This is a genomic window from Akkermansiaceae bacterium (assembly GCA_024233115.1).
Classification (GTDB): domain Bacteria; phylum Verrucomicrobiota; class Verrucomicrobiia; order Verrucomicrobiales; family Akkermansiaceae; genus Oceaniferula.
Genome location: JACKQB010000002.1, coordinates 199,497 through 214,130, shown reverse-complemented (window position 1 = coordinate 214,130; position 14,634 = coordinate 199,497). Strand labels below are relative to the sequence as shown.

Annotated in this window: 12 protein-coding genes and 1 tRNA gene; 7 read left to right on the top strand and 6 right to left on the bottom strand. The window is 54.5% G+C overall.

What is annotated here, in order from left to right:
• Positions 1-12: 12 nt before the first annotated feature.
• The gene (locus H7A51_05065) at positions 13-2,541 is read right to left on the bottom strand and encodes a hypothetical protein (GenBank protein MCP5535592.1); all 2,529 of its coding nucleotides are present in this window, start codon (positions 2,539-2,541) and stop codon (positions 13-15) included.
• Positions 2,542-2,698: 157 nt separating this feature from the next.
• Here H7A51_05065 and H7A51_05060 point away from each other — a divergent pair, with 157 nt between their 5' ends.
• From H7A51_05060 to ybeY, 3 genes are all read left to right on the top strand, one after another.
• The gene (locus H7A51_05060; GenBank protein MCP5535591.1) at positions 2,699-3,757 is read left to right on the top strand and encodes an ABC transporter permease subunit; all 1,059 of its coding nucleotides are present in this window, start codon (positions 2,699-2,701) and stop codon (positions 3,755-3,757) included.
• A gap of 303 nt (positions 3,758-4,060) precedes the next feature.
• Positions 4,061-5,728 (top strand): HDIG domain-containing protein, encoded by a 1,668-nt coding sequence (locus H7A51_05055; protein ID MCP5535590.1) that lies wholly within the window; start codon positions 4,061-4,063, stop codon positions 5,726-5,728.
• A gap of 12 nt (positions 5,729-5,740) precedes the next feature.
• On the top strand, positions 5,741-6,196 hold the full coding sequence (gene ybeY / locus H7A51_05050) for an rRNA maturation RNase YbeY (GenBank protein ID MCP5535589.1): 456 nt from the start codon (positions 5,741-5,743) through the stop codon (positions 6,194-6,196).
• On the opposite strand, the gene H7A51_05045 is transcribed toward ybeY, so the two are convergent.
• Complete coding sequence (locus H7A51_05045) at positions 6,168-6,722, bottom strand: 5-formyltetrahydrofolate cyclo-ligase (protein ID MCP5535588.1); 555 nt, start codon at positions 6,720-6,722, stop codon at positions 6,168-6,170. The two genes, ybeY and H7A51_05045, sit on opposite strands and share 29 nt — an antisense overlap.
• 126 nt (positions 6,723-6,848) lie before the next feature.
• On the opposite strand from H7A51_05045, the gene H7A51_05040 reads away from it, so the two are divergent.
• Both H7A51_05040 and H7A51_05035 read left to right on the top strand, forming a co-directional pair.
• Positions 6,849-7,493, top strand: a complete 645-nt coding sequence (locus H7A51_05040) for a hypothetical protein (protein MCP5535587.1) — start codon at positions 6,849-6,851, stop codon at positions 7,491-7,493.
• Positions 7,494-7,763: 270 nt separating this feature from the next.
• Positions 7,764-8,381 (top strand): hypothetical protein, encoded by a 618-nt coding sequence (locus H7A51_05035; GenBank protein MCP5535586.1) that lies wholly within the window; start codon positions 7,764-7,766, stop codon positions 8,379-8,381.
• A 15-nt stretch (positions 8,382-8,396) separates the two neighbouring features.
• Here the strand turns inward: H7A51_05035 and H7A51_05030 are convergent, their stop codons facing one another.
• The 4 genes from H7A51_05030 to H7A51_05015 form a co-directional block, all read right to left on the bottom strand.
• The gene (locus tag H7A51_05030; GenBank protein MCP5535585.1) at positions 8,397-9,674 is read right to left on the bottom strand and encodes a hypothetical protein; all 1,278 of its coding nucleotides are present in this window, start codon (positions 9,672-9,674) and stop codon (positions 8,397-8,399) included.
• Positions 9,675-9,808: 134 nt separating this feature from the next.
• Positions 9,809-10,879, bottom strand: a complete 1,071-nt coding sequence (gene pheA, locus H7A51_05025) for a prephenate dehydratase (GenBank protein MCP5535584.1) — start codon at positions 10,877-10,879, stop codon at positions 9,809-9,811.
• 51 nt (positions 10,880-10,930) lie between these two features.
• Complete coding sequence (gene scpB / locus H7A51_05020) at positions 10,931-11,812, bottom strand: SMC-Scp complex subunit ScpB (protein MCP5535583.1); 882 nt, start codon at positions 11,810-11,812, stop codon at positions 10,931-10,933.
• A 224-nt stretch (positions 11,813-12,036) separates the two neighbouring features.
• Positions 12,037-12,510 (bottom strand): hypothetical protein, encoded by a 474-nt coding sequence (locus H7A51_05015; protein MCP5535582.1) that lies wholly within the window; start codon positions 12,508-12,510, stop codon positions 12,037-12,039.
• A 312-nt stretch (positions 12,511-12,822) separates the two neighbouring features.
• Here H7A51_05015 and H7A51_05010 point away from each other — a divergent pair, with 312 nt between their 5' ends.
• Both H7A51_05010 and H7A51_05005 read left to right on the top strand, forming a co-directional pair.
• On the top strand, positions 12,823-14,184 hold the full coding sequence (locus tag H7A51_05010; GenBank protein MCP5535581.1) for a transposase: 1,362 nt from the start codon (positions 12,823-12,825) through the stop codon (positions 14,182-14,184).
• Positions 14,185-14,505: 321 nt separating this feature from the next.
• Positions 14,506-14,582: transfer RNA gene (locus tag H7A51_05005), tRNA-Pro, on the top strand.
• Positions 14,583-14,634: the final 52 nt, after the last annotated feature.

The following is a 14,634-nucleotide window of genomic DNA, read 5'->3' as shown; positions in this document are numbered from 1 at the left end:
GTCCATTCAAAACTACCGTGACGCTTTAGCTTCTCTCCAGAGGGCCCGTGATTTTGCGGGGTCGTTGTCTTTTTCCATACCCGGATATGGGAACGGATTGTTGTGCGTTTTTACGGGAGGTTTTCCTGTTGGAACGTGCCAGAGGGATTGGAAATAGCGTCGATCGGTGTCATAGACATTGATGGGGTCTTTATTGGCATCGAAACTTGCAGGTAAAATCCCAAAGCGTTTCATTTCCCGGACATAGGCACCACGTGGTTTGAAACCTGGCATTTCAAAGCTGCCGATTTCCTCGAGTAACCATTTGGTTTTTTCAATCCCCTTGAGGATTGTTTGATAGCCGGGGTCGGACTTGTCCTTGAAAATGACCGGGTGGACGTAATCTTTGTTATCCTCGGCATAGCCGCCCGCAGGTTTTGCCAAGGGAGCCATGAGCAGCACAGACTTGTCAGGTCGGGTCAGGTTATAAAGGATGTGTCGGGAGAAGCGCACATTCCGCTGGGGCACCCAGGTCGGGACCAGGGTTTCATGGGATGCGGTGCGTGGTAGTGGCATTTTTTCGTCTTTGTGGCACTCCAGGCATCGTTTTTGGATAGCGTGATCCATCGCGTGGACTTCCGGGTAGACCATGTCGTTGCGCTGGATCTGGTTTTCTTCATAGCCGCCGATCATACCGGTCCCCAGTGCTGCATAGGTTCCCGGATAATAGGCGCCGGCATTGATCCAGTGACGGACGATTTCGACCTCCTGGGGAGATGCACGGACACCGTGGTGCACACCGCTGAGCTTGGTCATCAGCGGGCTGGCTGCATCCCATTTCTGGTAAGGTGCCGCATTGCTTTGAGGCCGGTTGCGCCCGTCTGAAAATTGCCCGAATACCGTGAGTTGGTGAAAACTATGTGTCGTAAGGGGACCCCGGTCCGAGGTGAGTAAAATCTCGCCCTCACGTTTGTCCGGGTTGTGGCAACGCACACAGTGCTTGTCCAGGATGGGCTGAATATCCCGTGGGAAATCAAATATCCCCGGGACCCCTGGAACAGGAGTGATGGCCGAAGGGGGGCGTTTCATGGCTAACAGGCTACCGAAGTTGACATTGGGGGGCGCCAAGGAGCGGTCCTCGTGACAGCCTACGCAGCTGGTGGTCTCACCTGGCATGACACTGAGAAACGACTGCATTCTTTTGACCGCCTGATTGCTGGCGTTGAGAGCAGCGAGGATGAGCGGACGGTTTGCAGGGACTTCAAACCTGGCTGAGCCGTCGGCCTCCACAGGAACCGTGCCTAACACCCGCTCCATGGTGAATGTGCCATTGTGACTCATCGGTGCCATACCACCGGTGTAATTGATCGGCTTGGGCAATGATTCCATGATCAGGAGTTTCTTGATCTCCCCACGCGTCACCCCCTTCATATTCCGGCCATTGTAAACGTCGGTGAGGATGAGTTCGCCAGTGCTTTTACCGGGGTCTGAGCGTGAGGGGATGATGCGCTCGCGTTGGCGCTTGATGACGGGACGTGGCTCATGAATGGGTTCCTTGCCCTGGTAGAGGAGCTCTTCGTTGCCCTGACTATCGAGGATGACAATGCGGTTGGAGGTCGCCGCCATAAACAAGTCCGGGGAAAATGCCCAGGGGTCGACGTAGGAGTTGCTTTTGCTGATGTTCTTCAGTTGGTTTTTGGCATCAGGCCCTTGGCGGTCGCTAACAATTGCCACATGCCCCCGGTGATCACGTGCGCCATGCCCTGGTGAGTTGATCATTACCACGTCTCTCGTCCCTGGTATCGGTTTGGCATCAATAAACAGGCCGCCGGGATGCTGGTTTCCAAAATAGACCATCTGGTTGGTTCCGTCCGGGTTGGTGGTCCAGAGATGGTGGTAGTGGACCTGGGATCGATCCACATACTCCCAGCGCTGATAGAGAATGCGACCGTCCGGTAGCACCCAGGGGGTGTTATCGTGTTCGATATTGGCCGAGATCTGGCGGATGTTTTTTCCGTCAGCGTCACAGCGGTAAAGAATGGCGACCTGGCTTAGCCAGCAGTTGACCCATCGCTTGCCCCGTGTGGAGACAAACATCACTCCGCCATCAGGGAGGTAGGTGGGTTCGATATCATCATGCGTGCCGCCGGTCAGTTGCCTGAGGTTTTTCCCGTCAACCCCAATCTCGTACAAATGAAAGTGGTTGCTTGTGCCTTTTCGATAGGAAAAAAGAATCTTGGTCGCCTCATAATGCACCACGGGGTCTCGCAGGGTTCCCTCCGGGTCGTCTATCAATACTCGGAGAGTCTTCGACTCGGTGTCGAGCAGGCAGAGCCGACTTTTGGGCGCGTAGAGCTTCCGTTCGGTCGATGGTGCATAGTAGCCAAGGTTGGCATACCAGTGGCCGTCGCCCACCGAACGTCTTTCGGCAAATACCACATAGCGGGCACCCCGTTCCGTATATGCGGCATGCAATGGGGAAGTTGCCGAGGCCGGGGAGAAGGGAGCGATCAGGGCCAACATCGAGATTACCCGGAGTGAGGGTAGAAGGGAAGTCTTCACGGCTAGTTATACGCATGTGCCGGTTGCCATATTTCCAAAATGATCCGGTCGCATGAGTGAACCATGACGGGGTGGTCGAACCATTATTCGCTGGATGGGGTGGTGGCTAAAAATGAGGTTGGAAAAATACCATGTTAGCCTAGAGTGCACCTAAGCTGTGAGTGAACTAACCTATCAAAAAGATGACCTGCCGGACCGTTTTGGAGCGATGACGGTGAAAGAGCTGCGGCAAGGATTGCGCCGCGGCATGTTTATCATCCCGTTTATCGTGATTCAGGTGCTGGCGGTGTTTGCGATGCTGGCGGAGTTCAACATGGGGGATGTGGAGGGGTTCTCGGATATGACCGGTATGCTGAACCCGGCTTTGTTTTTTACCTCGGGACCGTTTTGGCTGGTTGCGGGGTTCATCTGTATTGTGGTGATGCCGTTGGGCGGGCTTGCGCTGATGGGGCAGGAGCTTGAGGAGGGAAACCACGAGCTGTTGTTGATGACGCCACTGACGCGCTGGCGGGTGGTCAGGGGGAAGTTCCTTGCGATGTGGGGTTTGTGCCTGGTGACCTTTGTCTCCCTGCTCCCTTATCTGATCGTGCGTTACTTTATTGGCGGTATCGATGCGTGGCGCAATCTTGTGATGGCGATGACCGTGGTCACCGCCTCGGGGATCATCTGCGCCGGCTCCATCGGCTCGTCGGCCTTTAAAACCAATCTCGGAAAAATTGCGATGATAGCCTTGTTTTTTGGCTCGATGGTGTTGTCGTGGTTGGCACCGATGTTTGGCAGTCACGCCGTGACCGATGGGTGCGGGGTGATATACCATATCAACGCCTTCTCCTATTTCGCCTGTTACACGGTTTTTGGTTTGGCCCTGGCCAGATCGCGGATCCGGCTGGTCGTCCATCACTACGAGGTGAAACCAAGCTGGATGGTGATCGGCCTTTTGATATTCACCCCCCTCGTTGCATCCATGGCAACGGCGATGACGCTCGGCTACGGTGGCTTTGTCGGACTGATAGGTATGACCTTGGTGGCCTGGTATGCAGATGTCACGCCCAAGGCCCCCAGTTGGATGCCCGCGCCTGAGGTGAACGTGCCGGGGCAGCAGCGCCCCCAGCCAACAGGAGCCGCCCCTTTAGCCATCCCATCAGCTGTCCCACAGACCGACCAAGACCCGGCGACGGTTTCGACCGAGCCCAAGACGATGGTTTTTCCTGACTGAACCGGGGGCTTTGCCTGGACAGGGTTGACGGGTAACTCACAGCGGCCGGGCCTCGATCAAGCACCGGCCAGCCAGGCATTGGGTGGCAGAAAACCATCGCAGGCAAGGTGCCGCCACAAGGTAAAAAATGCCAGAAACCACGTAAAACCGATGGTTTTCCGCCAGAAATACAAGATTGTCAAAGCGGGTCATTTGGGATAGCCTCAGGGTCCAAAGGGACGCGGAAGCGTCCTTTTGATGTCTTGCCAACCCACACCACGGCAGCTTCTTTCTACTATCTGTTTTCATCCGATTTAACAATTTATGGGATTTATTGATTCTTTCAAGCGATGGCGCCTTGCTAAAAGGGGGATGTCATCCGGCAAGAAACGCCGCACCTCCACCACAAGTGAAAACGCCATGGTGGACTCCATGGAGCGCAGTGTGTGGATGAAGCTGCTCATCTACCCCGCCTTTGCCGCCCTGGTCTGTCTGATTGCAGCGTTCTATGTTTCGGATCAAACATTGTTCCATGGGAGCGGCATGCGCCGAAGCCTGATCTGTATGATCCTGGCCGCCGGGGTGGTCCTCATTTATCATACACGACACAGTTTAAAGATCGGCAATGGCCAGGTAGTCCTCATTTTTGGTGGTATCGTGGTGCATGTGGCTTTGTTGCGGGCTACGTGTTATCTTGTCGATGCCAACCATTGGCCCGTTGATTACCGTATTTTACTACCGCCGCTGGCCTTCGCTCCGATGGTGAATTCCGTGTTGGCGGGACGCCATGCCGGGGCGTTTTCAGCACTCAGTGTTAGTTTGTTCGGTTGTTTGCTGCTGCCGGTGCAGGAAATTTTCGGCTTTCTGACCATCAGTCTGATTGTAGGCATCATGGCGGTGGCGCTGACCCGTCGTGTCAGGCGGCGTGGCAATCTACTACGCGCCGGGTTTTATGTGGGCCTGACAACATTCCTGCTGGCACTGGTTTTTGATAAAATAGACCTCGGCTTGCTGGCCGATGGCGACAAGGTTTCGGCTGAGGGAACCAAAATCATCATCGTCCTTCTCGGTGGGCTTCTCACCGGCATGGTGGTAAGCGGTCTCCTGCCAGCCCTGGAAAGCCTCTTTGCCATCACCACGAACATCAGCTGGCTGGAGATGAGCGACCTGAACCACAAGCTGCTGCGTCAGCTCCAGCTTGAGGCTCCAGGGACATATCACCATAGTATGGTGGTAGCCACGCTTGCCGAATCAGCAGCCGAGGAAGTGGGTGCCAATGCCTCGATGTGCCGTGTCTGCTCCTATTTCCATGATATCGGTAAACTCAACAAACCGGAGTATTTCATCGAAAACCAGGGGGATCAAAACCCGCATGATACCCTGACTCCCACCATGAGTGCCATCGTGATCATCGCCCATGTGAAGGATGGCGTGGACATGGCAATCAAACATAAGTTGAACCCGAAAATCATCGAGGTGATCCGCGAACATCACGGCGACTCGCTGGTCCAGTACTTCTATCACAAGGCACGTGAGCAACGGCTCGAAGTCGAGAGGAAGGTCGAGGAGGGAATTGAAAACAAGGAAGACCTTCCCGATGTGGATACCAAAAGTTTCCGTTACCCGGGACCGTGCCCCAGTAGCCGTGAAAGCGGTATTATCAGCCTGGCCGATGCTGTGGAAAGTGCCTCCAGAAGCCTGAAAAAACCCACCCCCCAGAAGATCCGTAATCTGGTGGATGATATCGTCATGGCCAGGGTGACCAGCGGCCAGCTTGACCGTAGTGACCTGACCATGGGGGATATTAAAAAAGCCTGCGAGAGCTTTGCCTCGACACTCCGGAGTATGATGCATACTCGCATCGATTATCCGAAGGATGACGAGGCGGCCAAAAAGAAATCCAAAGAGGGGAGCCAGGAAAATCAAAAACCCCCGACTCGCCAGGCAACGGCGACGCAGCCCATGAAGCAGCTCTCCAGGGTGCATTACTAACGTCAGGCAAGGATGTCACAGCCTCCAGAGCTTTCTGTTTTCAACCACCAAGGGGTGATCAAATTACCACCTGCCTTGTTGGGCCGATTGGAAACCTCGGGCCAGCTGGCTGTCACCATGGCTCTCGGCTATGCCAAAGAATACGACTCTGCTTTGTCACAGCTGGAAACGGTCGAGGTCAGCATCGTCGATGATCAGACGATTGCTGACGTGCACCTGCGTTTTATGGATATTCCGGGAGCAACGGATGTCATTACCTTTGATCATGGCGAGATTCATGTGAGTGCGGAAACGGCGCGTGCGCAGGCGACGGAATTTGATAATGGCTTCGAGCGGGAGCTGATGCTCTACATCGTTCATGGCCTGCTTCACTTGGCTGGACATGAAGATGCGACAAGTGAGGGGAGGGCGACGATGGACACCCTCCAGCAGTCGATTCTCAACGAGGTCTGGAGTGCGGAAGCTTGATTCCGTTTTCGGTAACCAACCAGTCCATCAGGATATCGTGGTCATCATGAGGCACGCTGGGTTTGATTTGTTGTTCCAGGGCAACCCCGCAGACCACCCCGGAATAGTGCTCAAGGGCACGGTCATAATAGCCCCCCCCATGGCCCAGTCTCGAGCCATCCAAACCGAAGCACAGGCCGGGGCACAATATCAGGTCGATGTCCGCGAGGGCAACCTCAGGATGCAATCCGGCATTCGGTTCAGGGATGCCCAGCGTGCCCGCTGACAGTTCTGATAGGCGTGTGACGTGGTGGAACGACAGGCGACGCGGTGCATGGCACAGAGGATAGACGAGCCGTTTGTCCGGGAGAAGCGAGGCGAGGCTGGCCAGCGATACTTCGGGCCCGTGGGAGGCATACACAGCGATCGTTTGCACGGATGCCAGCATGAACCCAGCGCGAGAGAGGTGACGGCAAATCATTTCCGAACCAGCGGCAATATCTGCCTGCGGTAATCCACCGAGCCGGGTGCGCATTTCCAAACGCATGATTCTTTTGGCCGATCCCTCATTGCTCACGCCAGCATGCAAGCGGAAAAGCGAAAGCTGGACACGAAAAAACTTCCACAAAAATGCAGCTTGCGTGATGGATCTGGAAACGAGACAATGGCAGGGATGAATCGCATCTCGAAAGGAACTTTCCGACTCGCCTTGATGGTGGCTTTGCTTGCAGGCATCCCCGGTCCCGCAGCAGGTGCCCAGTCGGAGCTAAAGGGGCTTTATAAAGAACCCAGGATCAATAAGCGGCTTTTTGGTGACGATCTCTCGATGGTGAATAACGAAAGGGATGAATACGCGACCAATCTCGCTGCCTATGCGGTGAATCAGATTTTGTTAAGTTCGGGCGACCAGGAATCTCTGGACAATGCCCGCAAGGTGCTCGGCCTCGCGCTGCATTTGTCTCCCCGCAACAAAAAGTGCGTGGTGATCAATGCCCAGCTGAAACGTGGGATTATGCCGGAAAAGGTCATCGCCGACTACGACTCCGATGTGTTTGCCCGTCTCCTCCTGACCCGTGGGAAATTACTGGAAAAACAGCAGGCGGAAGTGAATACCTTGCTGGCAAGATACCTGATCGCGCTCTCGGCCACGATTGATCCCCGCAACGAGGATGCCATTTACGAGGCTGAAATAAGGCGTATCGATAACGGCGATGTCGACTGGACAAAGCTGACCGACGCCAAACCTGCTGCAACTGATCCTGCCGCCGTCCCAGGCTCAGCAACTCCCGTTCACCGTCCTCCCTTCAGAAGGCCGTAGCTGGGTTTTGGGAGGGAACCGCTTGTCCCGACTGGGCGATCAAGCTCGGGAGAAATTAACAAAGAGAGTTTTGATGAGACCGCGAAATACGCAAAATACGCGAAATTTTCATATCCTGATACCTTACACAGAGCGACTCTCAATGAGGGTTTCGGTAAGATCTGTAGCAATGCACCTGAAAACATCCTCTTTTTCGCGTATTTGGCGTATTTCGCGGTAAAAAACCCCGAGCATGATCGCCCTGCTTGTCCCGAAGGAAATGGGGGCTTGATGAGTCGTTCAATTGATGGCATGCTCCACGCCGTGATGAAGTTTTCCAAAACCATACTGCTTTCCATCGGTGTTACGATGTTATTGGGTGCGTGTGCTTCGGAGCAGACCGTCACCAAAACCCAGGTCAAAAAAGATGCCTGGGGCAGGGATGAACGTTACACGGTGGGTAAGGATAAGGACGGTAATCCGGTGATGAAGTCGGACCGGCGTAGCAGTCTTGAGGGAAAGCAAAGCAATATCGCGGCTGGCCGGGATTTCCAGGGGAAAGACTACAGCACCAAGTCCTACCGGAAAAAACGCTGGGGGGGTAACACTTTTTTCGCGCGGAAAAAATACGAGGGTAACACAGATGCCAGCCAATATAAAAAGGAGCCGTGGTTCGTCCAAAAACAGGCTGCCGCGGCTGGGCAACGTGCCCAGGCCGATGGAAAATCATACGCGGTCAATCCTTTCAAAAAATCAACCGCCGGAGAGCAGGGGGCAACACGTATTGCCCACACCCAGGACGCGGAAACCCAAGTGCGTCGGCGCGTTTACAAGCAGCCGGAAATCACCAACTGGAAAGACCAGAAAGGTCTGAGTGTCAAGGATACCAACAGGATGTTGGGGAGGTGAGCCGGCGTCGGCTTGTCACTGTTCCACGCGGGTAACAACGCCTTTCCTCCAATCGAGCGATTCCTTGAAGAAGTGCCTGTGATACCAGCTGAAATCATCCAGTGAAACCTTCGCCATTTGTTTTTTCGACGACCGGAGGGCCGAATCGATGATGTTGTCGAGCTTCCGCGTCACTTCCTTTTCATTCACACGCATCGATTTTTTTTCAAGGCTCTCGCTTAATTTCAGCAAGTCCTCAACATGACGGTTTTTTGTCTGGCTCTTGAAAAGCGCCAGCGCGTTGCCCGGGATGACGACTTTACCACCCGATAGCCGGCACTCGCCAAATGCTTTGCAGAGCAAGGTTTTTTGGTCGAAATCAGTGATGCGTTTCCGGGCAGACAAGAAATCCAGAAGCCTTACCTTTTTCCACTGATAGGCAATGTCCAGTCGGACCAGATCCAAATCCCTGCTTTCAAAACGCCTTGAATCGTAGCTCGCCAGTCTCTGGTCGTCAGGCATTTTCCCCAGGAACAGACCGACAGCCACCTTGTCGCCGGTCATCATCGCCGTCCCTCTTTCCGAATCCGATATTCTGTAACTGAGCTCGATGGTGTTAGATTCGACGGCTTTGATGGTTGCCGGGCGGAGGTTATCCGAAGCCTTCAAAGGAAACAAAAACTGGTGGGCTTGTAACTGGCTACCCGCGTCGGCAGAGGCCAGGACAACGGGGTGCACATCATCGCCGGGGGCTTTGACCTGGATCCGGGCCAGCGGGAAGCCTTCCGCACATTCAATAATCTGGGCATACTCAAGGACTTTGCCGCCCGTTAATTGCATCGATAACTGCGCGTTGCTGCTAATGGTGGCACAATCGGTGTAAACGTAATACGCTTCACCTGATTTTACCAGTATACCCGCGCCGCCCGCCGATTCACTCCCGATACTAACAATGCCCGACATATCGAACTCAGGGGTTGCTGGCTGTCCTGTGCGGGATGCCCTGGTGTTTGATTGCGCCCGCGCGACGACATTGAATTCCTTGATCCATTCTGGCGGAATGCTGTCGTAATCAAGTATCGATTGGCCGTCCTGATGTTCGATCGTGACCCGGTAGTCGTCGATCCGGGTGATCTTCACTTTGTAGAAAATCGTTCCCCGTGGGGTTTTGATCTGATCGTGTTCGCGGCCTGTTGCCTGTCGTCTGATGGCTCTGTAATCCAGGTCATCCCGTGGTGTTGTCTCCTGGGCATGCCCCAGGCCGACCGTCAACATCGTGATCATGAAGAGGAGAAAGTACACATGGATAGTCATGGTTACTGCCTACATCGCGGTGACTTTGATGTCAACGAAATGCCACCGGGCACTACACGGCGTGAAATCCTCAAGATGCACCACTCGGATGTCTTTCCCAAAGTCAGGATTACTGGATCCTAACAAAATAAAGCTTACTCATCCGAGTCCGGGTAGCTGCCGAACATTTTTACCAAAGAACAGTGTTTCTCAAGTTCCAGCAGGGCATCGGATACGGCGGGGTCGGTGCAATGGCCTGCAAGATCGACATAGAAGATGTATTCCCAGTCGCGCTGCTTGGATGGGCGCGATTCGATCTTGCTCATGTTGACGTTGAGCTTGTCGAAGGCCTGTAGCGCCTTGACCAGGGAGCCAGGTCGGTCATGGATGGAAAAGAGGATGGAGGTGCGGTCATTACCCGTCGCCGGGCAGGTCTTTTCACCGATGACCAGGAAGCGCGTGGTATTGGTCGCCCGGTCCTGGATCGACTCTTCAAGGATATCGAGATCGTTTAATTCGGCGGCAAGTTTGCCGCCGAGTGCCGCAGCACCATCGGCCGCATTTTGGCGTGCGAGCATCGCGGCTTTGGTCGTGGAGGAAACCTCCACTAGATCCGCGTCGGGGAAATTGCGAAGTATCCAGTTGCGGCATTGGCCAAAGACTTGTGGGTGTGAATAGAGGGTCTTGATTTGGGCACGTGGAATACAGGCCATCAGACCATTCTCGATACGGAGTAAAATCTGGGCACAGATCTGAAGATGGGAGTCAACAAAGAGGTCAAGCGTGTGTGATATGGCTCCTTCGGTCGAGTTCTCGATGGGAACCACACCATAGTGCGCCTTGCGGCGTGCCACCTGTTCAAAAACATCGGCAAAGTTGGCTTGAGGGGAGTAGGTGATCGAGTGGCCGAATTTTTTGATGGCTGCCTGGTGGGTCCAGGTGCCTTCGGGCCCCAGGTAGGCGACCTTGAGGTCGTCTTCGAGGGCAAGTGCCGCGGACATGATCTCGCGGTAGATGGCAAGCACGGATCGGTCCGGGAGCCGCCCCTTGTTCATGGCTGCCAAGCGTTTGAGCAATGCATCCTCACGCTCCGGGGCATAGATTTGCAGCCCCTCCTTTTTTTTGATCACACCGACTTCGTGAACGAGACCGGCGCGATCCGCTAGAAGGTCGAGCAGTTGTTGATCGATGGCGTCGATTTTTTTACGTATGTTGTCGAGTGGCACTTTTTTTAAGGGATGATTGAAAATAACTAACTGAAAATAACTAACCGGAAATCACTCTTCCTCTTCGTTGCTTGAACCGGACGATTCGCCGGGTGCTTCGCCGCCTGCATCTGCATCTGGTGTTGTTTCTACTTCTGACTTGGGAATTCCAGCTGCGGTGAGTGCGAGCTGTTTCTCGATGTCTTCCTGGGTAAAGCTATCAGAATCGTCTGCTTCGGTTTCCGGTGTATCGGTTTCCTCCGTATCTTCAGGGCTTTCAGCAAAGTCTTCAGGTTCAGGGAGCTTGACCGATCTGAGTTCGCTGGCGTTGGGCAGCTCGTCAACGGATTTGACACCAAAATGTTCAAAGAATAGATCCGTTGTCTCGTAGAGCATGGGTCGACCCGGGAGGTCGGCGCGACCGCCGATTTTGATCAACTCCCGATCAAGGAGTTTCTGGATCATGCCGTCACAGGAAACACCGCGCACGGCTTCAAGGGAGGCCTTGGTGACGGGCTGGCGATAGGCGATGATTGCCAGCGTCTCCATCGCCGGGCCACTGAGACGGCTCGGCTTTCTTCCCGGGAAGAGCTGGCGGACAAACTCGGCGTAGTCTGGGCGGGTGTAGATTTTCCATCCCTTGGCCCTTTCCGTACAGAGGAATGCCCGCCCTGTGGTCTCGTAACTGTGATTCAGCTCGGCGATGGCAGCCGTAATCGCGTCATCGTTGACATTTGCTAGAGCGGCAAGCTCGTCCGGCAGTTGCGGTCTCTCCAAGGGTTGCCTGTCAGCAGGTTCTTCTTCACCCTCATTCTCATCCTTGTCTTCGGCGGCAGCAGCCAGGGCGTCTTCGGCTTCGGCTATCCGGGCACGAATCAGGCGGGCGATTTCGGAACTGGGGAGGGGGTCCTCAGAGGCGATCAGCAGGGCTTCAATGATGGCGGAGAGTTGCATAGAGAGGCGGCAGATTATGAGATTGCGACGAGATTGCAAGCCTGTGAAATCGAATATCGCATCTGATTGGGATGCGAGGGTGTTGATAGGCTGGAATTCACGCGCGAGAAGGTTGTTTTTAAGAAAAAAACACCCCTGTCCAGCAGAGAACAGGGGTGATGTGTGAGTTGATGGGGGCTTACGGCAAGTCCAGGCGTGCTTTTTTTGCACCCGGACCCGACCGCTTACTCTTCCGGTTTTTCGGGTGTGACTGCTTTGGTGGCCTTGTCAATGATATCGCTGGCCTTTGCTTTGGCTGCGTCTTTGGTGGCTTCCACCGCATCGGCGGCTTTTTCCTTGGCCGCATCACCGGCGTCTTTGGTGGCTTCGACAGCGTCCTCACCTTTTTTCTTGGCTTCAGCGGCAGCATCCGCAGCGGCTTTTTCAGCTGCGGCTGCTTTCTCTTCGGCCGCTTTTCTGGCGTCAGCGGCTGCCTTTTCAGTGGCTGCCTTGGCTTCTGCGGCTTTTTCTTTCGCTGCATCAGCGATGCTCTTGGCGGCTTCCTTGCTTGCCTCGGCGGCCTTCTCAGCAGAATCGGCAGCCTTTTCAGCCGACTTTGCGGCTTTGTCAGTGGCTTCGTCGGTCGTTTTCCTGGCTTCCTCGCATGAGGTAAACATAGCAGTCGTTGCGATCAGGGTAATTATGTATTTAAGTTTCATCGTGTTATTTTTTGGGGTTGACTGTGGATCATGTTGTTTCTGCACAGCGTTTGTAAGGATAGCACACAAGGTGAAATTGTCACAATCTTCCGGGAATATCCCGTGTCATCATTGTTGCGGTTTGCTGGATGTCATTCTATTTGAGGTGGATGGACAAGGAGCGCGCGGGCCGATTGTTGCTCGTGGCAACCATCGTGGTGAGGGTATGGAGATGGCTGGATACAAAGATACTCCCTAATCATTAGCGACGCTGGGGATGATTCACCCTGAAGGTGATTTTGCAACTTTGACTGATATTGTGTATAAGGGGGCATGTCACGACACTACTCCCTGAAGCCGCGCAAGTTTGCAATGGAGCTAAGAACCTCGGAATCATGCTCGGTGCATGGAGGGCAACTGGCCATTGTCGGCTTGATCCGGCAAAGCGGACTAATGGGCTGGATCAGTGATTACCCGCAGCTCGAGCACCGCAAGAACCGCAACCGGGGCTTTGATCCCGAAGTCTACATCAGCACCTTTCTCTACAACTTCTGCACAGGAGGAAGCAGCCTGGCGGATGCGGAGGCTCTCAATGAAGACAAGGCACTGCTAAGGCTGTTAGGAATAAAAAAACTGCCCGACCAGAGCGCCCTGGGCGAATGGCTCCGGGCTCTGGACCCCGCGGGCCTTGATGCCCTCAAGGCGATCAACCGCCGGTTTTGCACATGGGTGCTCAAGACGGCTCCGGCCAATACATACAGCTACGGTGGCAACGAACTCGAATGGTTTTTCGATGATACCCAGATCGAAGTCAGCGGTAAAAAATTTGAAGGTGCCGCAATCAACTACAAGGGGGATGTATCGCTTGGTTGGCAGACGTTGTGGGCCGGGCCTCTCATCCTCGAATGCGAACTCGGGGGACAGCGCGGAGTAAGCGAGTGTTTCGGCAGGTTCTGCGCTAACAGCGGTAAGCTGCGTAAAAAAGGAAAACACTATCTCTACGCCGACAGCGGCAGCAGTGACGGGGAGGATCTTGAACACGCGGCCAAACACTTCACCCGCCACAGCATCAGCTACAACAAATGGACAAGTCCCCTGGAACGCATGGCCGGAGGACTTCCCGAGGAAAGTTGGGGCGAGTCCGAACTTACCCACTGGCGTGGAGGAATCAAACATCTCGTATCCTACAGCTGGGTAAGACACCAGCCCTCGGGCTGTAGGCAAGCGCATAACTTTGCGGCCCTGCGTCACAAACGGGAAGACGACATGTTCTGGAGCTACTGCTTCGTCGAAGTTGAAGAAGGACGGGGTCACACAGCGGCCCAATCCAGGGCAGCCTTTGAACGTCACCGGCTCAAGGGTGAGTGTGAACGCCGCTTTGGCGAAGTGCTCAGTGATCTAGGGCTTCACAGGCCGCCCTGCCACAGTCTCAGCGCCAACGACGGATGGTATAGCCTCGGGGCGTTGGCCTACAACATCCTCGGGGCCCTCAAGCTGTTGGTGTTGCCTGAAAAAGACCTGGCCAAGCGTCCGCGCACGGTGATGCAGCGGCTGTTGTTATTGCCCATGGAAATCAAGCGTCATGCCCGCCAACTCAAGGCGGTGGTTTACATCTGTCATGAGAGGATGAAAGCTTGGCGGCAGATCTTTGAGGAATGGATGCCGGATCACCGGCTGATGTATCCAAAGGCCTGAAGCCGCCTTGCGCAAAAAGTTCCGGTTGAAGACCTCCCGTGCCGGGGAGGAGGAAGGACAACGCCGTCGACTGGGAGTTGGGAGCAATCCAGCCTGAGAATGAGCAGGTAAAAACGCCAGAACATCGTTGCTCCATCACCGTAAGCGATCAACGCGATGGATTTACAACCCCTCAGCATGAATATCACACAAAAATTAATCCAGCCCAATCCTCGCTAACGATCAGGGAGATACTCAAATATATCATTTTACTCTTGATCTATCGTGTGACTTCGTAGAGCTTCTGCGCGCCGCCCGGTCAGGGCGACAAGTCATTGGCTACGGGGAGTAGCTCAGCTTGGTAGAGCGCCGGCTTTGGGAGCCGGATGTCGCAGGTTCGAATCCTGTCTCCCCGACCATTTTCCTCTGGAAAATGCACCCTACTCGCGAAGCGAGTCTAAGGATGAGAAC